This is a genomic window from Starkeya sp. ORNL1 (assembly GCF_012971745.1).
Classification (GTDB): domain Bacteria; phylum Pseudomonadota; class Alphaproteobacteria; order Rhizobiales; family Xanthobacteraceae; genus Ancylobacter.
On the sequence record NZ_CP048834.1, the window covers coordinates 2,183,553 to 2,207,216 of the forward strand.

The window sequence follows — 23,664 nt, forward strand, 5'->3', positions numbered from 1 at the left end:
CCCTCGCCGCGGTTTTGCCGCAGGCCCGCATTTGGGGACAGATTCAGGAGAAGACCGACATCACCCGCTTGCGCGACCTTTCGATATGGGTGCGCATCGCCTTGGCGGCCTTGGCCGCATCGCGCGCACAGATTGCCTCGACGATCTTGCGGTGCTCGTCGATCGCCTGCTGGGTAACCTTGGCGTGCGAGTAGAGCCGGAAGATGTGAATGTGGGTATGCAGCCGAGTAAGCGAATCGCGGATCAGCGAGCTGCCGCTCATCGCGGCGATGCAGTCATGGAACTCGGCATCGCCGGCGGCGAAATCGCGGTAGCGATTGCCCGGCACAGGCGCACTCATGGGGCGAACAATACCTTGCAGATGTTCGCTTTTCTTGTCATCCAGCAGTTCTGCGGCGCGCGCCGCCGCGGCCGGCTCCAGCAGCAGGCGGAACTCGAACAGTTCCTCGAACTGCTCGCGCGACAATTGCGGCGCGGCGCGGTAGCCGACGAGGTGGGTCTTGAGCACGAGGCCGTTCGCCTCCAGCCGCCCCAGCGCTTCGCGCAGCGGGGTCTGGGAGACGCCGAGTTCGCGCGAGAGATTGTCCATGGTAAGGCGCTCGCCAGGCTGGATCTGCAGCGACATCAGTTGGCCCAGCAGCACGTCATAGACATTGTCCGCGAGGCTGCTCGGACGCGGCAGCACCGCCTCGCCACCACCTGCCCCGGCCTTTCTGCCGAGGCGGTCGGCGGGGATGTGCTCACGGGTTTCGGACATCGGCTCTCCCGGACACTGCGCGAAGGATCTGCATTTCTCTGTATTTGATATCTGATCGGATTTTTTGACACCAGCGAAGGATGCTGAAGCCGATCGCGTCCTGCTCCGCGATTTCCAGCCGTCATCCCGGCCGGAGGCGCAGCCGGAGAGCCGGGATGACGCGAAGGTGGCGATCCATACCTTCCTGCGATCCCCGATCGGCCTGCGGCCGTCCGGGATGACGGCCGGTGGGGAGACGGAGTAGAAGCTGCACGCTTGAACATCCTTCAACGCCCGGCTATCGCCGGGCACCCCAGGATGACGCGGTGCTTGGGGACGTTGCGAGGGAAGGCGGCCTACTGATGAAAGCGATCATCCTCTCGCAATTCTATGCCGCCGACCTCACCGACGCGGTTCGCGGCGTGATCGGCAGCGAGCCGGTGCAGGTGCCGGATGCCGTCTCCTGCGCCGACGAACTGGCGGACGCGGACATATTGTTCTGCCAGCCCTCGCTCGCCAATGCGACCCTGGTCGCCGCGATCAACCGCTCGCCGCGGCTGCGCTGGGTGCAGGTGCTGGGCTCGGGCGTCGACAACTTCTCCAGGATCACCGAGGAACGGGCCAAGACCCTGATCGTCACCAATGCCGCGGCGGCCTATGGCGACGCGGTCGCCGAGCACGCGGTGGCGCTGGCGCTGGCGCTGCTGCGCCGGGTGCCGGAGCTGGTGGTGGCGCAGGCCAGCCGGCAATGGATCAAGCCCTGGCTGACCGACGAGCTCTCCTCGCTCGAAGGCGCGTCCGCCGCCGTGGTCGGCTTCGGCGCCATCGGGCAAGGCATAGCGCGGCGGCTCGATGCCTTCGGCTGCTCGGTGGTGGCGGTGCGCCGCAATCTCGGTGCCCCGGCGCCAAAAGGCTTCGAGCATGTGCGGTTCGCGCCGCTGGAGGAAGCGCTGCCACAGGCGGAGTTGCTGTTCCTCGCGCTGCCGCTGACGCAGGACAGTACCAAGCTGATCGACGGACGCGCGTTCTCGCTGATGCCGCGTCGCGCGCGCCTTATCAATGTCTCGCGCGGCAGCATCATCGCCACCCTCGCAATGATGGCGGCATTGGAGAGCGGGGCGCTGGCAGCCGCCGCGCTCGACGTGTTCGAGCACGAGCCGCTGCCGCCGGAAAGTCCGCTCTGGGCGCTGCCCAATGTGCTCATCTCGCCCCATGTCGCCGGCCGCGGCAATCGCTGCGTCGGCCGGCGCATGAACGAGATCTGCCTCGCCAATCTGCGCGCCTTCCTGGAAGGACGGCTGGCCTAGCGCCCTTCGCCGAAAGGAGAATTCCGCCTCTCTACTCCGGTAGTGCATTCGGCGCTGGTCGGTGGTGAAATGCTTCGAATTTGAAGTTCGAGCATGTGCCCGCCAGAGACCTCGCCACGATGAAGCCTCAACCTATCCAGCCGACGGCGCGCAAGCGCCTGCGCGCCCTGATCGGGGTGATGCTGTGCAACGCGCTGGAATGGTATGACTTCGCCATATACGGCATCCTCGCCGCCTATATCTCCCGCGCCTTCTTTCCGCAGGACGCACCCCACACCGCGCTTCTTGCAACCTTCGCCGTGTTCGGCGTGAGCTTCGTGCTGCGCCCGTTCGGCGGGCTGGTGCTCGGCGGCCTCGGCGACAAATGGGGGCGCAAGCCCGCGCTGCTGCTGGCTGCCGGGCTGATGGCGGCGGGGACGCTGATGATCGGCTTCATTCCGTCCTACCAGACGATCGGCGTCATGGCGCCGGTGCTGCTGCTGGTGGCGCGGCTGGTGCAGGGCTTCTCCGCCGGCGGCGAATGGGGCGTCGCCGCCTCCTTCCTGCTGGAATGGTCGCCGCAGGGACGGCGCGGATTCTGGACCAGCTTCCTCTCGGTGACGGTCGCGCTCGGCAGCGGCCTCGCCAGCGGCACCGCCGCCATTCTCACCAGTTCCCTGCCGGCGGAGGACATGTCGGCCTTCGGATGGCGCATCCCCTTCCTGCTCGGCGGCCTGCTCGGCGCCGTCGCGCTGTGGCTGCGCACCGGCGTCGATGAGACGCCGATCTATCGCCAGGCACAGCCGGATCGCGAAGCGCTACCGATCCGCGACACCGCCAGCGAACCGGCACCCTGGACGACCCTGCGCTCCGGCCTGTTCGTCTTCGGTTTCACCATGCACTGGACGGTCTGCTACTACGTGTTCCTGATCTATATGCCGCTGTTCACGCAGACCCGGGCGGGGCTGAGCTCGGCGCAGGCGGCGTGGTCGAACACCATATCCACCCTCGTCATCATCCTGCTGGTGCCGCTTGTCGGCCTGCTCTCCGATCGGTATGGCCGCAAGCCGTTCCTCAAGAGCTCGTGCATAGCGGTCATCCTGCTGGCGGTGCCGGCCTTCTGGCTGGTCGCCACCTATCAGGGCTTCGCGCTGATCGCCGGCATCCAGGCGCTGTTCGGCATCGCCATCGCGCTCTATTCCGGGCCGGGTCCGGCGGTGTCGGTGGAACTGTTCGCCACCCGCGGCCGCTCGCGCTGGTCGTCGGTGTCCTATGCGCTGGCGGCGGCGGTGTTCGGCGGATTTGCGCCGTTCATTGCGGTGTGGCTGACCGATGCGCTGGGCAGCCCTTTGGCCCCGACCGCCTATGTGATCGCGGCGGCAACCATCAGCCTCATGGTCATCCGGCGCATGCCGGAGACCGCGCGGCGCCCGCTCGCCTGACGCTGGCGCCTATTCCCCCGGCAGCAGGTCCGCCACCGACGGCGCATGGCCGTAATGGGCGTGAAAGGCGCGCGAGAAGCTGGAATAGCCCTCATAGCCGACGCGCCTCGCGACCTCGCTGATGGAGATCCGGCCGACGCGGAGCAGGCTCTGCGCCTCCTCCATCCGCAGCATATGGCCATAGGCGTGCGGGGTGAGGCCGAACACGTCGCGAAAGCCGCTGGTCAGCTCGTTGCGGTTCAGGCCGACCCGGAGCGCCAGTTGCTCGATGGTCGGCGGATTGCCGATCTCGCGCCGGTAGATATCCGCCGCAAGCTCGATCGCCTGGATTCTCGACCGCGCGCCGACGACGCGCGGCAGACCGCGCGAGGGCAGTGCGTGGATCTGGGAGACGATGCCGCAGATGATCTCGATGGTCTTGGCGCCAATGAAGATGCCGCGCAGCGGCTCGGGATATTTGCAGGCGAGGATCTGGTCCACCAGCGCGATGCTTGCCGAAGACAGCGGCAGCTTCAGCGCGTCCGGCGTGCCGAGCCGCGACAGGAAGATCGGCCGGTAGGCTGGCGGGATAGGGTCGGCGTTCAGCCTGAAATGATCCAGCAGATGCTGGCGCTCGCAGACGATGAGCAGGCCGCGCAGCCGCGCGCCGGCCTGGGTATCGCTCACCGAGCGGGGCGTATTGCTGATCTGCACCATGTTCGGGTTCACCAGATCCATCCGGTCCCCGATCCAGCGATTATAGGCCCCCTTGATGGTGATCTGGATGCAGACGAGGTCGGCCCTGGCCATGGTGAGGCTGTAGGGCTGGGCGGCCTCGAAATTCATCACATGCAGCAGGGTGCATTCGTCGATGCGACGATAGCCGTGCTCCCTGGCCTTGAAGATGTCGTCGACCGCGCCCAGCACCTCGCTGCTGCGGATCAGGCCGCCGGAACGAAGCCCGGAGCCGATGGCCCTGAAATCAAGCTCCAGCTTCTTCTGCACGCGCGCGGTCACCCATATGCACCGTACATGCCCTGAAAACCGCCACAGCGGCCCGTCCCGACAGGCGTGCCGGCGTGACGCCGCGAATATTGCGTCTTTTCACGCACTATATCCAGCTTTCACGGCCGGCTTTACCCGGGGCGCCCTCTGCCGGAGCTTGGCGGCGCGGCAAGGTCGATGGCTGGCCTTGCCGGCGGAGAACAGCGTCTCCGCTCCGGATCGCGCCCATGAATCAGATAGTTCATCGGGAATTCAGCAATACTCTCGTCGCCCAAGATACGTTCTTGCGCCCGATCGAATTCACCACAGCCGGACTGCCGGCGCAGGATCAATTCGAGGCGTTCCGGGCCGCCCACGAAACCATCGTGGATATCTGCCCGGTCGATGGGGCGAATGAATCCTTTGCCGCTTCCCAGAAAATCTGGCCGCTCGACAAGCTGGTGCTCACCAGCACGATGCTGCCGCAGAAGGGCAATCCGATACGCTGGCGGCACTGGAACCGGGCCGTTCTCGACCATTGGTACATCGTGCTGCCGTGCAGCTTCATCGTCGGGCGCGCGCTGCACCGGCAGCCGGCCGCCAGCGCGACCATCCACTCGCTGGCGCGTCCCCTTGAAGCCCAGGCGGATGATGACGGCGTCCTCAGCTTGTTCGTGCCGCGCGACCTGTTTCCGGGCGCCGAGCTCGACGCTCTGCTGGACCTGCCGCTGGAGCGCGGCTCTGGATCGCTGCTGGCGGACTATCTGCTCGCCCTGAACCGGCGGCTGCCGCGCCTCGCGCAGTCCGAACTGGCGAGCGTCGTCGAAGCCACCCGATGCCTGATCGCGGCGTGCGCCAGCCCGTCGCGCGACCGGCTGGCAGCGGCGCGGGCCCCGATCGAGCTGACGCTGCTGGAGCGCGGGCGGCGGCTGATACGCCGCCGGCTGGCGGAGCCGGAACTCTCCCCGGAGATGATCTGCAAGGACCTCGGCGTCTCGCGCTCGCGCCTCTACCGGCTGTTCGAGCCGATCGGCGGCATCTCCCATTATGTCCGGCGCCAGCGGCTGCTCCAGGCGCGCCACGCGCTGCTGGACCCTTCCGATACGCGCTCCATCGTGAGGATCGCCGAGCAATGGGGTTTCGTCGATGCCTCGACCTTCAGCCGGGCGTTCAGGCACGAATTCGGCTTCTCGCCCAAGGCGGCGCGCGAGGCCGGCCGGACCGGAAACGGCTATCCGAATGGCGCAGAAGGATTGCACGCGCCACCAGAAATGCAGAGCCTTGCCGGCCTGCTGCGCAACCTCAGTGCCTGATGCACACGCGCGGCCTTGACGATCCGGAACACCCGCCGGCAGCGTTGGAACGCTGTGCCTATGTCTGGGATTCTCCGGCAATTATTTACAGAGGAACTTTAGAAAACCTTCATCTTCAATTGTAACGCCTCGCGTAACCGGCACGATGCTATTGGCAAGCCGGCAACCGCCCCCTAATACTTCGCGCCGAGGGCACAACAAGACTTGAGGTGGCGTGCATGTTCAATGCGAAGAACAGAAGTGGAATCCCCATCTGGGCAGGAAACTGGTCGCGCATCGCCGTGACCGCCGTGCTCGGCTGGTCGACGACGATCTATCCGGTGCTGGCGCAGACCCCGCCGGCGGCGACCGAGCAGCCGGCGCCCGCGCCACGCGAACTGCCGACGCCGCCGAGCAATGCCGCGGCCGCGAGCGCCGCCGCCCAGGCGACCGACGAGACCTACACGCTCTCCGAGCTCGAATATCTGCTCGGCCCGATCGCGCTGTTTCCCGACACGCTGCTGGCGCTGGTCTTCCCGGCCGCGGCGCAGCCCGACCAGATCCTCGATGCCGCCAAATGGCTCGACGACAATGCCGAGGCGGTGAAGAACAGCGACTTCAGCGGCGTGGACGGCAAGGGCTGGGATACTTCGGTGCAGGCGCTGACGCGCTTTCCCGACGTGATCCAGATGCTGGCCGGTCATCTGGACTGGACCGAGTCACTCGGCGCCGCCTTCAATCTGCAGCCCGACGACGTCGCCACGGCGATCCAGCTGCTGCGTGCGCAGGCCGAGAAGGTCGGCAACCTCAAGACCACCGAGCAGCAGGTGGTGAGCGCACGCGAAGAGGGCGGCAAGCGGACGATCTACATCGCCCCGGCCAATCCCGAGCGCATCTATGTGCCGACCTATGATTCCTCCACCGTGTTCACCACCGCGGCGGTCGGCGCGCTGGCCTTCACCACCGGCGTCCTGGTCGGCTCGTCCTGGAATAATCGCTGGGGCTGGAACAACCGCAGCTGGAACACGGTGTGGGTCTATCGTCCCGGCTGGCACCGCCCGCCGAACTGGCACCGCCCGCCGCCGCACCGCCCGCCGGGCTCGTGGCGCCCCGACCGTCCGAACCGTCCCGGCCGCCCGGATCGTCCGAACCGCCCCGGCCGTCCCGATCGTCCGGGCGTGCGCCCCGACCGTCCCGGCGATCGCCCCGGCCTGCGGCCCGACCGTCCCGGCGTGAGGCCCGAGCGTCCCGGCCGTCCGGATCGTCCCGGCGTGCGCCCGGACCGTCCCGGCACCCGGCCCGAGCGGCCCAATGTGCGGCCGGATCGTCCGAATGCTCGGCCGGAGCGTCCCGGCAACACCAACCGGCCCAACGCCAATCGGCCGAACAATAACCGGCCGAACGCAAACCGCCCGAGCAACAACCGGCCTAACGCGAACCGGCCGAGCAATCGCCCGAACGCCAACCGCCAGCAGGCGCGGCCCTCGCGCCAGCAGGCAAGGCCGCGCCAGAACGTCCAGCGTTCGCCACAGCGCGCCCGCTCGGGTAACAATAATGCCCGGCGGCCGCAGCAGAACGTGCCGCGCCGCAACCGCTGAAGCCGGCGGTCCGCGCACGTGGTTCGAAAGAGAGGATGGCGCACCCGCCCAACGGCGGGTGCGCATTCCTTTGAGGGCAGGGCATCATGCTATCGACCGACAGCTCGCTCCTGATGTTCATGGCGCTGTTCGCGCTCTACAGTCCCCTCGCCGCACTCTCCGCCTATCTGCCGATCATCGGGCGCTTTCCCCCGCGCGACCAGCTTCGGCTGGCCTTCGGGCTGTTCATCAATGTGTCGGTCTTCATCCTCCTCGCGGTGTGGATCGGCGAGCCGCTGCTCGGGCTGCTCGGCGTCACCACCGCCTCGCTCTCGGTCACCGGCGGCATCGCGCTGCTCTATGCCGGCATCCCGATGATGCAGGGGCACAATGAGAATGCGCACCCGCCGGCGCCGGTGAGCGACGAGCCCTCGCCCGACACCGAGCAGGAAGACTGGCACTCGGTGCTGTTCACCCCGATCACCTTCCCGCTCACGATTGGCGGCACCTCGTTCGGGCTGATCGTCGCCTTTGCCGCCTCGGCGGAGGGCGTGGTCGAGAATGCCGATCTCACCGTCGCCGGCATCGCCTATGCCGCGGTCACCGGCATCACCGTCTATGCCGCCGGCCGGGTGAACCGCTGGGTCTCCGACAAGGCCCGCATGGTGCTCTCGCGCGTCGCCGGCATCCTGCTCACTGCCATCGCGGTGTCGCTGGTCATCAATGGCGGCACCCGCCTCGTGGTGGAAACGCTGCAAAGCCTTAACAAGATGTGATGCCGCCGCCGGCGCGGTATCGTCGTGGCAACCCAGCCGGCTATCATTCAGGGAAACGAACGGAAAACAATGAGCGAGCGCGCCAACCGCATCCTGCTGGGCATCTGCACGGCTATCCTCGTGGCCGGGGCGCTCTATCTCGCGCGCTCGGTGGTGGCGCCGGTGGCGTTCGCGCTGTTCGTCATCGCCCTGGTCTGGCCGCTGCAATCGCGGCTGCAGGCGCGCATGGCCAAGCTGCCGGCGATGGCGATCACGCTCGTCCTCACCATCCTCGTCATCGTCGCGCTCGGCTACATGATCGTGTGGGGCTTCAGCCAGGCCGGGCACTGGCTGATCGTCAATGCCGGCCGCTTCCAGGCGCTCTATATCGAGGCCGCGGCGTGGCTCGAAGGACACGGGCTCTATTCCGCCGGCACGCTGGCCGAGACCTTCAATGTCAGCTGGCTGATCCGCGTCTTCCAGGGGCTAGCCGCGCGGCTCAACGGCACGATCGGCTTCGCGGTGGTGACGCTGATCTTCGTCATGCTCGGCCTGCTGGAAACCGGCATCATGCAGGCCAAGCTGGCAAGCGAGGCCGGCGAGACCGGGCGCCAATTGCTGCGCGCCAGCGCCGCCACCGCGGTGAAGTTCCGCAAATACATGGTGGTGCGCACCATCATGAGCGTGCTCACCGGCCTCGCCATCTGGGCCTTCAGCGCCGCGCTCGGGCTGGAACTGGCGCTCGCCTTCGGCGTCATCGCCTTCGCGCTGAACTACATCCCCTTCATCGGGCCGCTGGTATCGACGCTGCTGCCGACCTTCTTCGCGCTGGCGCAATTCGGCTCATGGCAGCTGGCGGTGGTGGTGTTCCTCGCCATGAACGTGATCCAGTTCTTCAGCGGCTCCTATATCGAGCCGCGCGTCGCCGGCAAGGCGCTCGCCATGTCGCCCTTCCTGGTGCTGCTGTCGGTGTTCTTCTGGGCCTTCATGTGGGGCATTGCCGGCGCCTTCATCGGCGTGCCGCTGGTGATCGCCGGGCTCACCTTCTGCGCCGAGAACGAGAATACACGCTGGATCGCGCGGCTGTTGTCCGGGCGCGAAGAGGTGGTGGCCTGACATGCTGGCGCGCACACGCAAGATCGCGAAATGGACCGGCGTGGTGGTGGTGCTCGCCGCCGTCGCCTTCCTCGGCACCCGCATCTGGTTCTCGCAGCGCGGTGCGCCGCTGGAGCCCTGGCACACCTTCGTGCCGGAGGAGATGAGCGTCGCGGAAATGGATAAGTCCGACTGGGGCGGCTATCTCGCCCACGAGGACAGGCTGTTCCAGGATGTCACCCGCGAGGTGGTGCAGAAGCTGCCCGAGGATGAGCGCATCCCCTCGAACCGCTATTTCTCCGGCAGCATCGTCTATCCCCCTGCGCTCACCCATGACTGGAACCGCTCCTATGAGCTGGCCCCAGGCGGGGCGCCGGCCGGTGCGGTGGTGCTGCTGCACGGGCTGACGGATTCGCCCTACAGCCTGCGCCATGTCGCGCAGCGCTATGCCGAGGCCGGCTATCTCGTTGTGGCGATCCGCCTGCCCGGCCATGGCACGGTGCCGGCCGGCCTCACCGAGGTGGAGTGGGAGGACTGGCTGGCGGCGACGCGGCTCGCGGTGCGCGAGGCGGCGGCCCGTGCGCCGGGCAAGCCGCTGGAGATCGTCGGCTTCTCCAATGGCGGCGCGCTGGCGTTGAAATATGCGCTCGATGCGCTCGACGACGCCAAGCTCGCGCGCCCGAGCCGGCTGGTGCTGATCTCGCCGATGATCGGCATCACCCGCTTCGCCCGCTTTGCCGGCCTCGCCGCGCTGCCGGCCTTCCTGCCCGCATTTGCGAAGGCGGCGTGGCTGGGCGTGATCCCGGAGTTCAATCCGTTCAAATATAACAGCTTCCCGGTGAACGGGGCGGTGCAGTCGCATCGGTTGACGCAGGCGCTGCAAGCCACCATCGCCAGCCATGCGGCGGCCGGCAAGCTCGGCGACCTGCCGCCAGCGCTGACCTTCCAGTCGGTGATGGACTTCACCGTCTCGACGCGCGCGATCATTACCGCCTTCTACGGGCTGCTGCCGGCCAATGGCAGCGAACTGGTGCTGTTCGACATCAACCGCAACACCAAGCTCGGGCCGCTGCTGCGCGCCACCACCTATTCGGCGCTGATGCGGCTGCTGCCGGCGACACCGCGCAACTTCCGCACCGCGATCATCACCAATGATGCCGGGAATGCCGAGGTGGTGGAGCGGACGATTCCCGCCGGCGGCACCGAGGAGACCACGCGCCCGCTCGGCCTGACCTACCCGATCGACGTCTATTCGCTGTCCCACGTCGCCCTGCCGTTCCCGCCGAGCGATGCGCTCTACGGCTCGGATCCCGATCCGAAGGAGAATTTCGGGCTGCAGTTGGGGGCGATGGCGGTGCGCGGCGAGCGCGGCGCGCTGATCGTCAATCTCGACGCGCTGGTGCGCATGTCGTCGAACCCGTTCTACCCCTACATGATCGATCGGATCGGGGAAGGCATCGGGACGGCAAGGAAGTAGGCGGGCTGCGTGCTTCGAGGCCGCCTTGCAGGCGGCACCTCAGCATGACGTAGCTTCATCTCCAGAAGATCCACGTCATCCTGAGGTGCCCGGCAAAGCCGGGCCTCGAAGGATGCTTAAGCAGAGCGCCGCTCAGCAGCGGACGCGGATGCGGTTGCCGTAACGGTCGCGGGCGATGTTGCCGTAGCGGTCGCGAGCCCAGCATTCGCGCGGTGCCACGGCTGCGCCGACCAGCGCACCGGTGCCGGCGCCGATCGCCGCGCCCCAGGCCGCGCCGGTGCCGCCGCCTGCCGCAGCGCCGATCACCGCGCCGGTGCCGCCGCCGATGAGCGCGCCGGTGCCGGCATAGCGCTGCGTGGTGGTGCAGCCGGCAAGGGCGAGGCCCAGTACGGCGACGGTTACGATCTTACGCATATTCAATCTCCCTGTTGTTCTCTTGTCCGGCACGTCAAGCAAAGGGACGAATGTCCGCGCCCTCGGTGGTCATATTTTCACAGGAAACATAACACCCGATAAAATAGAAGCTAAAATTCTAAGTATAGCCAGCGAACGACTTAAACCGTCGCCGCCGGTTTCTCGCGTCCGGCGGTGGCGACATAGAGCGCCGGCAGGAAGATCAGCGTCAGCAGCGTCGCCACCAGCAGGCCGCCCATGATGGCGAAGGCCATCGGTCCCCAGAACACGGTGGGCGCGATCGGGATCATGCCGAGCACCGTGGAGACCGCGGTGAGCATGATCGGCCGGAAGCGGGCGCTGGAGGCATCGATCACCGCCTCGCGCACGCTCTTGCCGGCGGCGCGTTCGGCCTCGATCTGGCCGATCAGGATCACCGCGTTCTTGATGATCATGCCGAGCAGCGCAAGGATGCCGAGGATGGCGACGAAGCCGAGCGGGCGGTTCGACAGCAGCAGCGCCATCACCACGCCGATCAGCCCGAGCGGACCGACGCTGAGCACCAGGAACAAGAGCTTGAAGCTGCGCAATTGCGCCATCAGCACGGTGAACATGATCAGCAGCATCAGGGGCACCACGGCGATCACCGAGGCCTGCGACTTGGCGCTTTCCTCCACCGTGCCGCCGGTAGCGATGGAATAGCCGGCCGGCAGCGTGGCGTTGAGCTTGGCGATCTCCGGATCCAGCGCCCGCACCACGGTCTCGGGCAGTTCGCCCGGCACCACGTCGGCCTGCACGGTCAGCGTCGGCACGCGGTCGCGGCGCCAGACCAGCGGATAGGTCTGGGCATATTCGAAGCTGGCGAACTGGCTGAGCGGCACAGTGCGCCCGCCGGCCACCGGCACCTGCACATTGCGCAGCGTGTCGAGCGAGACGCGCTGCTCGTCGGTGGCGCGCAGCACCACATCGACCAGATAGATGTCGTCGCGCACCTGCGTCACCGCGGCGCCGGAAATGATGGTGTTCAGCACGCCGGCAATGGATTGCGAGGACAGGCCGAGCAGGCGCGCCTGGTCCTGGTCGACCCGGATGCGCAGCTCGCGCGCCGGCTCGATCCAGTCATAGTTCACCTTCACCGTCTTGGGGTCCGCCGCCATTACCTCGGCGAGCTTGAAGGCGATGTCGCGCACCTGCGCGAGTTCGGGCCCGCTGACGCGGTACTGGATCGGCCAGCCCACCGGCGGGCCGAGTTCGAGCGGATAGACCCGGCTGACCACGCTCGGGAATTCCTCGGCCAGCACCTTCTCCAGCTTGGCGTGCAGCCGGTTGCGGGCGGCGACGTCCTTCGCCACCACCACCGACTGCGAGAAGAAGTCATTCGGCAGCTGGGCGTTGAGCGGCAGATAGAAGCGGATGGCGCCGCGCCCGACATAGGAGCTCCAGCGCGCCACGTCCGGGTCGTCCTTCAGCACCGCATCAAGCCGTCTGGCGGCAGTCTCGGTGGCGTAGATCGAGGCGTTCTGCGGCAGGCTGAGATCGACCAGCAATTCCGGACGGTCGGACGAGGGAAAGAATTGCCTGGGGATCAGGGGAAGCGCGAGGATCGACAGCACGAACAGGCCGAGCGTGACCGGAATGGTGATCCAGCGCGCCGTCAGCGCCAGCGAGAGGAAGCCGCGATAGGTACGCTCGACGAAGCCCGGCGCCTTCGGCGCGGTGTCCTTCGGCGGCTTGAGGATGGCAAGGCCGAGCAGCGGGGCGAAGATCACCGCGACGAACCAGGAGACGATCAGCGCGATCGACACCACCGCGAACAGCGAGAAAGTGTATTCGCCGGCCGAGCTGGCGGCGAAGCCGATCGGCACGAAGCCGGCCATGGTGACCAGCGTGCCCGCCAGCATGGCGAAGGCATAGGTCTTGAAGGCGTAGGTCGCCGCCACCTCCTTGCTCTCGCCGAGCGCGAGGCGGTTGATGGTGGCGTCCGTCGTGGTCATGGCGTCGTCGACCATCAGCGCCAAGGCGATGATGAGCGCGCCGAGCGAGATGCGCTGCATGTCGATGCCGGCGAGCTGCATCATCGCGAACACGATCGCGAGCGTCAGCGGGATCGACAGCGCGACGACGAGGCCGGGCCGCACGCCGAGCGCGATGAAGCTCACGGCGAGGATGATGGCGATGGCCTGCCAGAGCGATTCCATGAACTCGCCGATGGCGCTGTTCACCGTCACCGCCTGGTCGGCGACGAGATGCGGCTCGATGCCGAGCGGCAGCTCCGCCTTGATCTGCGCCATCGCCCTGTCGATGTTGCGGCCAAGGGTCAGGATGTCGCCGCCCTCGCGCATCGCGATGGCCAGGCCGATGGCCGGTTCGCCATTGGTGCGGAACAGCGGCTGCGGCGGATCGGCGAAGCCGCGGCGCACGGTGGCGATGTCGGCGAGGCGGAGCATGCGCCCGCCGACGACGAAATTGATGTTGCGTATGTCGTCTTCCGAGGCGAAGGAGCCGGAGACCTGGAGCGCCAGCTTCTCGTCGCCGGTCTGGATGGTGCCGGCTGGCTGCACCACGTTCTGGGTCTGCAGGGCGGCGATCAGCGCCGAGCGGTCGATGCCGAGATTGGCGAGGTCCTGCATCGAGAATTCGACGAAGATGCGCTCGTCCTGCGCACCCAGTATCTCGATCTTCGAGACGTCCGGCACGTGCAGCAGCTTGGAACGGGCGGCCTCGACATAGTCGCGCAACTGGCGATGGCTGAAGCCGTCGGCGGTGAAGCCGTAGATCAGGCCGAAGGTGTCGCCGAACTCGTCATTGAAACCGGGCCCGACCACGCCGGCGGGGAGCGTGTGGCGCATGTCGCCGATGCTCTTGCGGACGTGGTACCAGATGTCCGGCACCTCGGCGGCGGTGGTGGCGCCCTGCAGGTTGACAAAGATGGTGGTGATGCCGGCGCGGGTGTAGCTGCGCAGGAAGTCGAGCTTCGGCGTCTCCTGCAACGTGCGCTCGAGCCGCTCGGTGACCTGCGTGAGGGTGTCCTCGACGCCGGCGCCGGGCCATGCCGCCTGCACCACCATGGTCTTGATGATGAAGGACGGGTCCTCGCTGCGGCCGAGCCGCATGAAGGAGAACGCCCCCGCCGCGATGGCGATGATCATCAGATAGATGATGAGCGAACGTTCCTTGATCGCCCATTCCGACAGGTTGAAGCGCATCACGCACCCGATCCGAGCAGGCGGACCTTCTGGCCCGGGTGCAGCGCCTGCACGCCCGCGGTCACCACCACCTCGCCCGGATCAAGTCCGCTTGCCACCGCGACGCTGGCCGGGCTGAAGCGCAGCACCTCGATGCTGCGCAGCGCCACCGTCTGGGCGGCGGGATCCACCACCCACACCGCCGGCTGGCCGTTCAGGGCGGTGAGCGCGGATGCCGGGATTTCGATGGTCGCCTCACTGTCGAGCTGCACCTGGCCGTTCACCGTGGAGCCGAGCCGCATTGCCGCGGGCGGGTTGTCGAGGCCGACGCGGACCCGGAAGGTGCGCGTCACCGGATCGGCCTGCGGCGCCACCTCGCGCACGCGGCCGGTGGTAGTCACCGTGGGATCGTCGGTCAGCGTGACGGTGACGAGCGGATCGGCCGGGGCGGCGCGCAGCAGCGCGGCCGGCACGTCGAACACCGCGTCGCGCCCGCCCTGGCGGGCGAGTTGGAGTATCATCTGGCCGGCCTGCACCACTTCACCCGGCTCGGCGCCGCGCGCGGTCACGGTGCCCGGGGCGTCGGCGCGCAGCTCGGTATAGTCGAGATTGTCGGCGGCGATCTTGAGCTGCGCCCCGGCGTCATCCACCGAGGCCTGCGCCGCCTGCATGGCGTTGCGCGCGGCGTCATGATTGGCGCGGGTGGTGAAGCCGTTGCCGAGCAGCCGGTCCTGGCGGCCGAAGGCGTTGGTGGTCTTGACCAGCTGGCTCTCGGCGGCGGCGAGCGCGGCCTGCGCCGAACGCAGCGTGTTCTGCGCATTCTGCGCATCGAGCCGGGCGACAAGCTGGCCGGCCTTCACCGTATCGCCGACATTGGCGCTGCGCTCGATCATGCGGCCGGAGACGCGGAAGGCGAGCGCGACCTCATCCTTGGCCTGCACGTCGCCGGTGAGGGTGACGCGCTGGCCGCCCTGCTGCTTCTCCACCGTCACGGTGCGCACCGGGCGGATCAAGGGCGGCGTCTCCGCCTCGTTGTCGCGCCCGCAGGCGCCCAGCAGCAGCGCCGCACCGACGGCGAGCACAGGCCACGCCGCGCGGGTGGAGGGGCGCCACGAGGACCGTTGATCAGATGTATTCGCCATGTCGATGCGCCGATACGTCGTCAGAATTACCAATAGTCCACCACGAGATACCGACATTTAGCAAGTCTTGTCCGACATCCCGATGACGTCAACTGGACTATTCCCGCCGCCCGCAGCCACCTTCGTCCCCCGATGGAGGGTACGGCGCGAATATATCCGCTTGGCCCGGCGCTGCGATCAGCGCAGAATCCCGCACCTAGGCGCTGCATCCCAATTGCCGCGAATACCCGCGTATTATCGGGTCACCGACGCCGCGCTCAGGCGCTGAGGCCGCGCAGCAGGTCGCCCAGATTTTCGATGGACTGCGGCGGAACGCGGCCCGGCGCCGGCGGGCGCGGCAGGCCGGCAAAGGCGGCATCGCGCGCCTCGCGCGGGGTGTAGCCGAACTCCAGCTTGAAGGCGCGGCTGAAGCCCGAAGCATCGGTGAATCCGACATCCTCGGCGATCTGCACGATGTGCCGGGCGCCGGCGGCATCGCACAGCGCCGCATGGGCGGCGAGCAGGCGCTGGCGCTGGATATAGCGCATGACGCCGCCGAGCGGCTCGAACATGCGGTAGAGCCGCGAGCGCGAGACGCCGAGTTCGCGGCACAACAGGTCCGGCCCAAGGCCGGGGGCGCCGAGGTGCCGGCGCACAACCTGGCGCGCCCGCTCGCGCAATGTCAGGACGATGGGATCCTGCGCGGCGGCGAGATTGTCCGTGGTCGGCGTCAGGCAGGCAGCGAGCAGAGCGCGGGTCGCCACGACCAGGCCCGGCAGTTCGGCGGGCGTCAGCTCCGGCAGATGGTGCTCGAGGATTTCCATATAGTCGCCGAGCACCCGGCCGAGCCCGGTGTCGGGCAGCACGCCCGGCACATGGTCGAACGCGGCAGCCTCACTGCCGAACATCTCGCGCGGTATGAACAGCGAGACCACGCGTGAATCCGCGGCCTGGCCCTCGAACGGGCGGGCCAGCGAGCGGAAGCCGATCATGCGCTGTTCGGCCGGCGCCGCCAGCACCAGGCACCAGTGGTCGAGCGGGTCCTTGGTGAGGTGCCGCCATTTGCGCTCGAAGCGGTCGCCGGGCAGGCGCGCTTCGGTGAGCACCATGCTGCCGAGGTCCCAGACCTCCTGCTCGGCCGGGAAGCCGTCCGGCGCGCCTTCCGGCAGCGACAATTCGATCACCGGGTGGCAGAAGGCGCGGTAGGCTTCGAACTGCTCGCTGCTACCGAGTTCCTTCGTGCTGAAACGAAACGGCTGTATATGCCGCCGCTCGCGACCGCTTTTGTCCGCCCGCCCGTGGGTCCACGTGCCGACCAAGGTAAATCCTCGCCCCGTCAGCGAATCAACTGCAAATCCATGTCACACTTACACAGGACATGGCATGCATTATTCGCCGCCTTGTGGTGCCGACTTACTGGCAGGAAATACAAAACAACGTCGGCACGCAACTCCATTATATGCCTATTGCATGATGCGGAACATAGCACCATAAGAAATTAGGCGGGGGTCCCCCCGCCTCGGAACGGGAGCCCTGCGCAAATGTGCCGCGACTGCCGAATTGCGCCATCAAGGAAGCCTGCGGCGGCTGCAGGGCCGAGCGCCGCATGAGCGCGCTCGCCGCCCTCCCACTGCGCGCGACGCTGGTTCGCGCGGCCCCGCTTTACCTCGCCTGGGTGGCGATGGCAGGGATCGGACCACTCGACCTCGCCATCGGCCTTCCCGCCGCCGGGCTGGCGGCATGGGCGAGCCTTTCGCTGTTGCCATCGGGACTTGCCCGCCCCTCGCCGGTCGGGCTGGCCCGCCTCGCGTTGCGCTTTCCCGGCCAGTCGCTCGCCGCCGGCATCGATGTGGCACGCCGCGCGTTCGATCCACGCCTGCCGTTCCGGCCGGGCTATGTCGCCTGCCCGGCGAGCCTGCCGGCGGGCCTGTCGCGCGATGCCTTCCTCGCCTTGGTGAGCCTGCAGCCCGGCTCGCTGCCGGTCGCCGAGCAGCCGGATGACGTGGTGCTGGTGCATGCGCTGGATACCGGCGAGCCGATCGCCGCGCGCTTCGCCGCCGCGGAGGCGCAGTTCAAAACCGCGATAGGTGCCTCAAAGGAACGTACGGGAGTGCCTCCCCGTGGCTGAATTCCTCGCCGCCGCCGCCCTCTTCGTGCTGGCCAGCGTGGCGCTGGGCCTCGTCCGGCTGCTGCGCGGCCCCTCCGCTGCCGACCGCATGATGGCGGCGCAACTGCTCGGCACCGGCGGCGCCGCGATCTGCCTGCTGCTCGCCGCCACCCAGGGCATCGACGCCATCGCCGACGTGGCGCTGACGCTGGCCCTGCTCGCCGCGCTCGCGGCGGCGGCGCTGAGCCTCGTGCCGCGCCGCGCCGGACCGGAGGGCGAACGATGAGCCTGCTGCTCGGCGCCTTCACCGTGCTCGCTGTTGCCGCCGGTGCGTTCTTCTTTCTGGCCGGCACGGTCGGCCTGCTGCGCTTTCCCGATCCGCTCAGCCGGCTGCATGCCTTGACCAAGGCGGACAATCTCGGCCTCGGCCTGATCGTGCTCGGCCTGCTGCCGCAGGCCGGCAGCGTTGCGAGCGCGCTCAAGCTGGTGCTGGTGTGGCTCCTGGTGCAATTCGCCAGCGCCGCGGCGAGCCAGCTCATCGCCCGCACCGCGCGGGCCGGCGGGGCGCCGCGAGGCGGGCCGCGCGCATGATGATGGTGTTCGATAGCGCGCTGGCGTTGCTGGTGCTCGGCGTCGCGCTCCTGGTGGTCAATGCCAATGGAGCGAGGACGGCGGTGATCGGCTTCATCGCGCTCGGCCTGCTGCTGGCGGTGGTCTGGGTGCGGCTCGGCTCGGTCGACGTGGCGCTCACCGAGGCGGCGATCGGCGGCGGGGCGACCGGCATATTGCTGCTGCGCGCCTGTGGCCGGCTGCGGCCTTCCGTCTCGGATACGCCCTCACCCGGTATCATCCTGCGCATCGTCGCCGCGGCGCTGCCGGTGCTGCTGGTCGTCGCCATCGTGGCGGTTGTGCTGGATATGCCCGAACCGGCGCCGAGCCTTGCCGCGCAGGCAGCAGCGCCGATGCCGGAACTCGGGCTCGGCAATCCGGTCACCGCGGTCCTGCTCGCGTTCCGCGCGCTCGACACGCTGCTGGAGAAAGTGGTGCTGCTGCTGGCGCTGCTCGGCGTCTGGTCGCTGACGCAGGACGGGCGCTGGGGCGGCGCGCCGCCTGCGCTCGATGACGGCGTGGCGAAGGGCTCGCTGACGTTGCTGGCGCGGGTGCTGCCACCGATCGGCATCGTCGCCGGCATCTATCTGGTCTGGGCCGGTGCCGATCATCCCGGCGGCACTTTCCAGGGGGGCGCGGTGCTTGCCGGCATGTGGCTGCTGGTGATGATGGCGGGGCTGTCAAAGCCGCCGGAGACCGCGGCGCGCTGGGTGCGCCTCGCGCTGTTCGCCGGGCCGGCGCTGTTCCTCGCCGTGGGCTTTGCCGGCTTCTTCATCGCCGACGGCTTCCTCGCCTACCCGCCCGGGCTCGCCAAGCCGATCATCGTCGCGGTTGAAGCGGCGCTGACGCTCTCCATCGCCGTCATCATCGCGCTGATGGTCGCCGGCCCCGCCGCGAAGGCGCCGCGATGAGCCCCGCCACGCTGTTCGGCATCATGGCCGCCGGGCTGATCGGCATCGGCCTTTACGGCCTGATCGTGCACCCGGGCGCGCTGCGCAAGCTGCTGTCGTTCAACCTCGTCGGCGCCGGTGTCTTCCTGCTGTTCGGCGTTGCCGCACAGCGCGGTGCCGGAGCGGGCTTCACCGGCGATCCGGTGCCGCAAGCCCTTGTCATCACCGGCATCGTCGTCGCCTTCGCCGCCTCCGCGCTCGCCGTCGCATTGCTGCTGCGGCTGATCGAGGTCGAGCACGAGGATGACGCGTCATGAGCGGCGGCTTCCTGCTGGTGCTGGCGCTGATGCTGCCGGCGGTCGGCGTCGCGGCGATGTTCGCCGTGCCGATGCGCGCGCCGGAGCGCATCGCCTGGCTGGTCTATCCGCCCACGCTGGCGGTGGTCATTGCCATCGCCGTCGCGGTCGGACGCAGCGGCGAGGCGCTCAGCTATACGCTCGGCGGGTGGGCACCGCCGCTCGGGCTGATGCTGCGTGCCGACGGCGCCTCGGCGGTGATGATGGTGATGAGCGCCATCATTCTCGGCCTTGTCGGAATTTCGGCCTGCATGCAGTTCCACACCCCGGACGGCGTCAGGGAAGCGCGGGTGCCCTTCACCTTCTGGGCGCTGCTGCTGGCGCTGTGGAGCGCGCTGAACCTGGTCTTCCTGGCGCAGGACCTGTTCACGCTGTTCGTGGCGCTGGAATTGCTCACCTTCGCCGCGGTGCCGCTGGTCTGCCTCAACGGCAAGGCCGACACGCTGCAGGCGGCGCTGCGCTATTTGCTGTTCGCGCTGGTCGGCTCCGTCTTCTATCTGCTCGGCGTGGCGTTGATCTATGGCGCCTATGGCATGCTGGATTTCGCGGCGCTGCGCACGGTTGCCCGCGACGATCTCGCTACCTCGCTCGCCATCGCGCTGATGGTCGGCGGGCTGATGGCGAAGACCGCGGTGTTCCCGGTGCATCTGTGGCTGCCGCCCGCCCATGCCGGGGCCCCTGCCCCGGCCAGCGCCGTGCTCTCGGCCCTCGTCATCAAGGCGCCGTTCTTCCTCATCGTGCGGCTGTGGTTCGACCTGCTGCCGGCTCAGGGCCTGCTTGCCGCCAACATGCTGGCGGCATTGGGCGCCGCCTCGATCCTGTTCTGCAGCGTGCTGGCGCTGCGCCAGGCGCGGCTGAAGCTGATGATCGCCTATTCGACGGTGGCGCAGGTCGGCTATCTGTTCCTGATGTTCCCGCTCGCCACCAGCGACGCGCCGTGGGAGACACTGGCGTGGAGCGGCGGCCTGCTCCAGCTGGTGTCCCACGCCTTCGCCAAGGCAGCGATGTTCGTCGCCGCCGGGTTGATTGCCGAGGCGCTCGGCCATGACCGCATCGACGACCTCGCCGGCGCCGCCAAGGCGGCCCCCATCAGCGTGTTCGCCTTTGCGCTGGCCGGCCTGTCGCTGATGGGCCTGCCGCCAAGCGGCGGCTTCAACGCCAAGGTGATGCTGATCAGCGGCGCGGTGATGCTGGAGCAATGGTGGATCGCCGTGGTGATCCTTGCCGGGGGCGTACTGGCGGCGGGCTATGTGTTCCGCGTGATCGGCAAGGCGACGGCGGATCCGGCCGAAGGCGTGGAGATCCGGCCGGTGGCGCGCAGCCTCGAGGCGGTGCCTCTGGCGCTCGCCATCTGCGCGCTCGTCATCGGCTTCGTGCCGCTGCAGCCCTTCGCCTATCTCGCCATCGGCCGCGCCACGGGGGTTATTCCATGACCGGCGCCGGCCTGCTGCTCGCCATCACATTGGCGCTGCCGCTCCTCATGGTGGCGGCCTGCATCAAGCCGTGGGTGCGCGCCCACGCGCTGGACCTGCTGCCCCTTGCGCCGCTGCCGGGCCTCGCCACCGCGCTGTTCGCGCCCGGCGGCGCGCTGGTGCTGGCGCCGGACCCGTTGCGCATGGTGCTGGCGCTCGACCATCCCGGCGCCATGCTGCTGGGCGGAGCGGCAATCCTCTGGACCTTCGCCGGGCTCTATGCGCGCAGCTACATGGCGGACGATCCCAAGGCGGCGCGCTTCGCGGTGTGGTGGCTGCTGACACTGGCGGGGAGCCTTGGCGTCTTCGTCGTAGCCGATCTCGCCAGCTTCTACCTGATGTTCGCGCTGGTCAGCCTCTCCGCGTTCGGGCTGGTCTCGCACGAAGGCACGCCGGGCGCCGACCGCGCCGGCTTCATCTACATGACGCTCGCCATACTCGGCGAAGCCTTCCTGCTGCTCGCCTTCGTCATGCTCGCCACCGGCGCGCAGGGCAATCCGCTGATCGGCGAGGCGCTGGCGAGCCTGCCGGGCTCGCCCTGGGAAGGCACGATCATCATCCTGCTGGTCCTCGGCTTCGGCCTGAAGATGGGGCTGGTGCCGCTGCATGTGTGGATGCCGCTCGCCCATCCGGTGGCGCCGATGCCGGCCTCGGCGGCGCTCAGCGGCATCGTCGTCAAGGCCGGGGTGATCGGGCTGATCCGCTTTCTCCCGCTCGATGTCGGCCTGCCGGACTGGGGCGCGGTGCTGATGGCGCTCGGCCTCGTCACCGCATTCTATGCGGTGCTGATCGGCATCACCCAGCAGCACCCGAAGACCGTGCTGGCCTATTCCACCGTCAGCCAGATGGGCTTCATCGCCACGGTGCTCGGCGCCGGCATGGCGATGGGATCGCCGCTCACCGCCGACTTCGCCGCCTATTACGCGCTGCACCACATGCTGGTGAAAGGCGCGCTGTTCCTTGGCGTCGGCGTGGTGGCGACCAGCGGAGCGCACCGCCCGATCTGGATCCTGCCGGTCTGCGCGGTGCTGGCGCTGAGCCTTGCCGGCCTGCCGCTGACCAGCGGCGCGCTGGCCAAATATGCCGCCAAGGGGCTGATGGGCGATGATCTCGTCGCCGCTCTGGCCTCGCTCGCGGCCGCGGGCAGCGCGTTGCTGATGCTGCATTTCCTGCAGGTTCTGGCGGGCTTCTCCAGGGCCGCCGACGACACGCCCGCCGATCCGGACCTGCTGCTGCCCTGGGCCGCGACCGCGGCGGCCTCACTCATCGTGCCCTGGATGCTGCTCAGGACGGTGACCGGCTATGCGCCCTCCACCATGTTCGGCTTTGACGCGCTGTGGAATGCGGCCTGGCCGCTCGTCATCGGCGGCCTGCTCTATTTGCTGCTGCGCCGTCTCAGGCTGCCGCGCATCCCCGAAGGCGACATCGTGGTGCTGGCGGAGGCGGCCACGCCACTGGTGGCACGGCTCGGCGCCGCGCTGGAGCGGGCCGACGGCTTCCTGCGGCAATGGCCGGTGGCCGGGATCGCGCTCGTCGCCATCGTGCTGGCGCTCGGCGCGGCGTTGCGGCTGGCGCCGTGAACATGCAAGAAATGGCTTTGCGCAAGCGACATGAAGGCCGGCTATAGACCGGGGACGTTGCCTGCGGGGGTGATTGGGGACCTTATGCGTATCGCCGTGGTGATGCTGGCCTGCGTGCTTGCGGGCGGATGTTCCAACCGGCCGACCGGCGTGCTCGCGCCCGTCGAGGCCGCGGCGCCTGACGCCACGCGGGTCGACATGCTGGTCGCCACCACCCGTGCGCCTTCCGGCGATCCCGGCACCCTCTATACCGGCGAGCGCGGCCCGGGCGTCTCGCTGAGCGCCTTCACTGTCTCCATCCCACCCGAGCAGAACCGCCGGGTCGGCGAGGTGCAATGGCCGCAGCGCTTGCCGCCCGACCCCGAGCGCGAATTCGCCATGCTCGGCGTCAAGCCTCTCGCCGGCGTCGGCGAGGCCCGCGGCTGGCTGAAGCAGAACCTGCCGAAGAGCCGGCGCGTCCTCATTTTCGTCCACGGTTTCAACAACCGCTTCGAGGATGCGGTCTATCGCTTCGCGCAGATCGCCCATGATTCCGGCGCCAATGCCGCGCCGGTGCTGTTCACCTGGCCCTCGCGCGGCAGCGTGTTCGCCTATGGCTTCGACCGCGAGAGCGCGAACTTCTCGCGCGACGCCTTCGAGGAGACGGTCTGGCGTATCGCGAAAGACCCTGAGGTCGGCGACGTCACCATCATGGCGCACTCCATGGGGGCGTGGCTGGCGATGGAGGGGTTGCGGCAGATGGCGATCCGGCGCGGCGAGCTGCCGGCCAGCATCCACAATGTCATCCTCGCCTCGCCCGATCTCGATGTCGACGTGTTCGCCATGCAGTGGCGGGCGCTGAACCGGCCGCAGGCGCGCTTCACCATCTTCACCTCGCAGGACGACCGGGCGCTGCGGCTGTCGCGCCGGCTCGCCGGCAATGTCGACCGGCTCGGCCAGATCGACCCGGAATCCCCGGATTATTACGCGCGGCTGGAGAAGGCCGGCATCGTGGTGATCGATTTGAGCGCGCTGCGTGGCGGCGACGCCTTCAACCACAACAAGTTCGCCGAATCCCCCGACGTGGTGCAACTGATCGGCACCCGGCTGGTCGCCGGGCAGACGGTGACGGATTCCGACCCCAGCGTCGGCGAGCGCATCGGCGCGGCGGCGATCGGTGTCGGCCAGACCGCGGGCGCTGCCATCACCGCGCCTATCACCGTGTTCGATCCCGCCATGCGCCGCGCCTACGGCCAGCCCTCGGGGGCGGCCGCCGGCCAATGATGCGGGCAACCGTCTAGCCGCTTGCGGTCGCTGCGATCTTACCGTCACATGACGGTACGGGGCGA

The 23,664-nt window shown here is 68.3% G+C and carries 21 protein-coding genes; 15 read left to right on the forward strand and 6 right to left on the reverse strand.

Annotated features, from left to right (window positions below; all coding sequences use genetic code 11):
* Nucleotides 1–43 precede the first annotated feature (43 nt).
* Nucleotides 44–757, reverse strand: a complete 714-nt coding sequence (locus tag G3545_RS10605) for a GntR family transcriptional regulator (RefSeq protein WP_170012324.1) — start codon at nucleotides 755–757, stop codon at nucleotides 44–46.
* A 341-nt stretch (nucleotides 758–1,098) separates the two neighbouring features.
* On the opposite strand from G3545_RS10605, the gene G3545_RS10610 reads away from it, so the two are divergent.
* Together G3545_RS10610 and G3545_RS10615 are read left to right on the forward strand one after the other, a co-directional pair.
* The gene (locus G3545_RS10610; RefSeq protein ID WP_170012326.1) at nucleotides 1,099–2,043 is read left to right on the forward strand and encodes an NAD(P)-dependent oxidoreductase; all 945 of its coding nucleotides are present in this window, start codon (nucleotides 1,099–1,101) and stop codon (nucleotides 2,041–2,043) included.
* Between the two features lie 119 nt (nucleotides 2,044–2,162).
* Nucleotides 2,163–3,464, forward strand: coding sequence for an MFS transporter (locus G3545_RS10615; protein ID WP_170012328.1), 1,302 nt, complete (start codon nucleotides 2,163–2,165; stop codon nucleotides 3,462–3,464).
* A 9-nt stretch (nucleotides 3,465–3,473) separates the two neighbouring features.
* Here G3545_RS10615 and G3545_RS10620 read toward each other — a convergent pair whose 3' ends face one another.
* Nucleotides 3,474–4,460, reverse strand: a complete 987-nt coding sequence (locus G3545_RS10620) for an AraC family transcriptional regulator (RefSeq protein WP_246702774.1) — start codon at nucleotides 4,458–4,460, stop codon at nucleotides 3,474–3,476.
* Nucleotides 4,461–4,732: 272 nt separating this feature from the next.
* On the opposite strand from G3545_RS10620, the gene G3545_RS10625 reads away from it, so the two are divergent.
* The 5 genes from G3545_RS10625 to G3545_RS10645 all read left to right on the forward strand — a co-directional run bounded on the left by G3545_RS10625 (nucleotide 4,733) and on the right by G3545_RS10645 (nucleotide 10,623).
* Complete coding sequence (locus tag G3545_RS10625) at nucleotides 4,733–5,740, forward strand: helix-turn-helix transcriptional regulator (protein WP_170012330.1); 1,008 nt, start codon at nucleotides 4,733–4,735, stop codon at nucleotides 5,738–5,740.
* A gap of 218 nt (nucleotides 5,741–5,958) precedes the next feature.
* Nucleotides 5,959–7,317 (forward strand): DUF3300 domain-containing protein, encoded by a 1,359-nt coding sequence (locus tag G3545_RS10630; protein WP_170012332.1) that lies wholly within the window; start codon nucleotides 5,959–5,961, stop codon nucleotides 7,315–7,317.
* 86 nt (nucleotides 7,318–7,403) lie between these two features.
* Complete coding sequence (locus G3545_RS10635; protein ID WP_170012334.1) at nucleotides 7,404–8,072, forward strand: MarC family protein; 669 nt, start codon at nucleotides 7,404–7,406, stop codon at nucleotides 8,070–8,072.
* 69 nt (nucleotides 8,073–8,141) lie between these two features.
* The gene (locus tag G3545_RS10640; RefSeq protein ID WP_170012336.1) at nucleotides 8,142–9,167 is read left to right on the forward strand and encodes an AI-2E family transporter; all 1,026 of its coding nucleotides are present in this window, start codon (nucleotides 8,142–8,144) and stop codon (nucleotides 9,165–9,167) included.
* A gap of 1 nt (nucleotide 9,168) precedes the next feature.
* On the forward strand, nucleotides 9,169–10,623 hold the full coding sequence (locus tag G3545_RS10645) for an alpha/beta hydrolase (protein ID WP_170012338.1): 1,455 nt from the start codon (nucleotides 9,169–9,171) through the stop codon (nucleotides 10,621–10,623).
* Nucleotides 10,624–10,755: 132 nt separating this feature from the next.
* Here G3545_RS10645 and G3545_RS10650 read toward each other — a convergent pair whose 3' ends face one another.
* The 4 genes from G3545_RS10650 to G3545_RS10665 form a co-directional block, all read right to left on the reverse strand.
* The gene (locus G3545_RS10650) at nucleotides 10,756–11,037 is read right to left on the reverse strand and encodes a hypothetical protein (protein WP_170012340.1); all 282 of its coding nucleotides are present in this window, start codon (nucleotides 11,035–11,037) and stop codon (nucleotides 10,756–10,758) included.
* 140 nt (nucleotides 11,038–11,177) lie between these two features.
* Nucleotides 11,178–14,222 (reverse strand): efflux RND transporter permease subunit, encoded by a 3,045-nt coding sequence (locus G3545_RS10655; RefSeq protein ID WP_170018016.1) that lies wholly within the window; start codon nucleotides 14,220–14,222, stop codon nucleotides 11,178–11,180.
* Entirely contained in the window at nucleotides 14,222–15,343 is a 1,122-nt protein-coding gene (locus tag G3545_RS10660; protein ID WP_170012342.1) for an efflux RND transporter periplasmic adaptor subunit, read from the reverse strand. The genes G3545_RS10655 and G3545_RS10660 overlap by 1 nt, the downstream gene beginning before the upstream one ends.
* A 257-nt stretch (nucleotides 15,344–15,600) precedes the next feature.
* Entirely contained in the window at nucleotides 15,601–16,641 is a 1,041-nt protein-coding gene (locus G3545_RS10665) for a helix-turn-helix domain-containing protein (RefSeq protein ID WP_170012344.1), read from the reverse strand.
* Between the two features lie 287 nt (nucleotides 16,642–16,928).
* On the opposite strand from G3545_RS10665, the gene G3545_RS10670 reads away from it, so the two are divergent.
* The 8 genes from G3545_RS10670 to G3545_RS10705 all read left to right on the forward strand — a co-directional run bounded on the left by G3545_RS10670 (nucleotide 16,929) and on the right by G3545_RS10705 (nucleotide 23,599).
* On the forward strand, nucleotides 16,929–17,450 hold the full coding sequence (locus G3545_RS10670) for a Na+/H+ antiporter subunit E (RefSeq protein WP_170012346.1): 522 nt from the start codon (nucleotides 16,929–16,931) through the stop codon (nucleotides 17,448–17,450).
* A complete protein-coding gene (locus tag G3545_RS10675; protein WP_170012348.1) occupies nucleotides 17,443–17,715 on the forward strand; it encodes a monovalent cation/H+ antiporter complex subunit F in 273 nt (90 codons plus the stop codon). Before G3545_RS10670 ends, G3545_RS10675 begins: the two co-directional genes overlap by 8 nt.
* The gene (locus tag G3545_RS10680) at nucleotides 17,712–18,020 is read left to right on the forward strand and encodes a monovalent cation/H(+) antiporter subunit G (protein WP_170012350.1); all 309 of its coding nucleotides are present in this window, start codon (nucleotides 17,712–17,714) and stop codon (nucleotides 18,018–18,020) included. The genes G3545_RS10675 and G3545_RS10680 overlap by 4 nt, the downstream gene beginning before the upstream one ends.
* Nucleotides 18,017–18,949, forward strand: a complete 933-nt coding sequence (locus tag G3545_RS10685; protein WP_170012352.1) for an MnhB domain-containing protein — start codon at nucleotides 18,017–18,019, stop codon at nucleotides 18,947–18,949. The genes G3545_RS10680 and G3545_RS10685 overlap by 4 nt, the downstream gene beginning before the upstream one ends.
* Nucleotides 18,946–19,245, forward strand: coding sequence for an NADH-quinone oxidoreductase subunit K (locus G3545_RS10690; protein ID WP_170012354.1), 300 nt, complete (start codon nucleotides 18,946–18,948; stop codon nucleotides 19,243–19,245). The genes G3545_RS10685 and G3545_RS10690 overlap by 4 nt, the downstream gene beginning before the upstream one ends.
* Nucleotides 19,242–20,717, forward strand: coding sequence for a proton-conducting transporter membrane subunit (locus G3545_RS10695; protein WP_170012356.1), 1,476 nt, complete (start codon nucleotides 19,242–19,244; stop codon nucleotides 20,715–20,717). The genes G3545_RS10690 and G3545_RS10695 overlap by 4 nt, the downstream gene beginning before the upstream one ends.
* Complete coding sequence (locus G3545_RS10700; RefSeq protein ID WP_170012358.1) at nucleotides 20,714–22,336, forward strand: complex I subunit 5 family protein; 1,623 nt, start codon at nucleotides 20,714–20,716, stop codon at nucleotides 22,334–22,336. The genes G3545_RS10695 and G3545_RS10700 overlap by 4 nt, the downstream gene beginning before the upstream one ends.
* A gap of 84 nt (nucleotides 22,337–22,420) precedes the next feature.
* On the forward strand, nucleotides 22,421–23,599 hold the full coding sequence (locus G3545_RS10705) for an alpha/beta hydrolase (protein WP_170012360.1): 1,179 nt from the start codon (nucleotides 22,421–22,423) through the stop codon (nucleotides 23,597–23,599).
* Nucleotides 23,600–23,664: the final 65 nt, after the last annotated feature.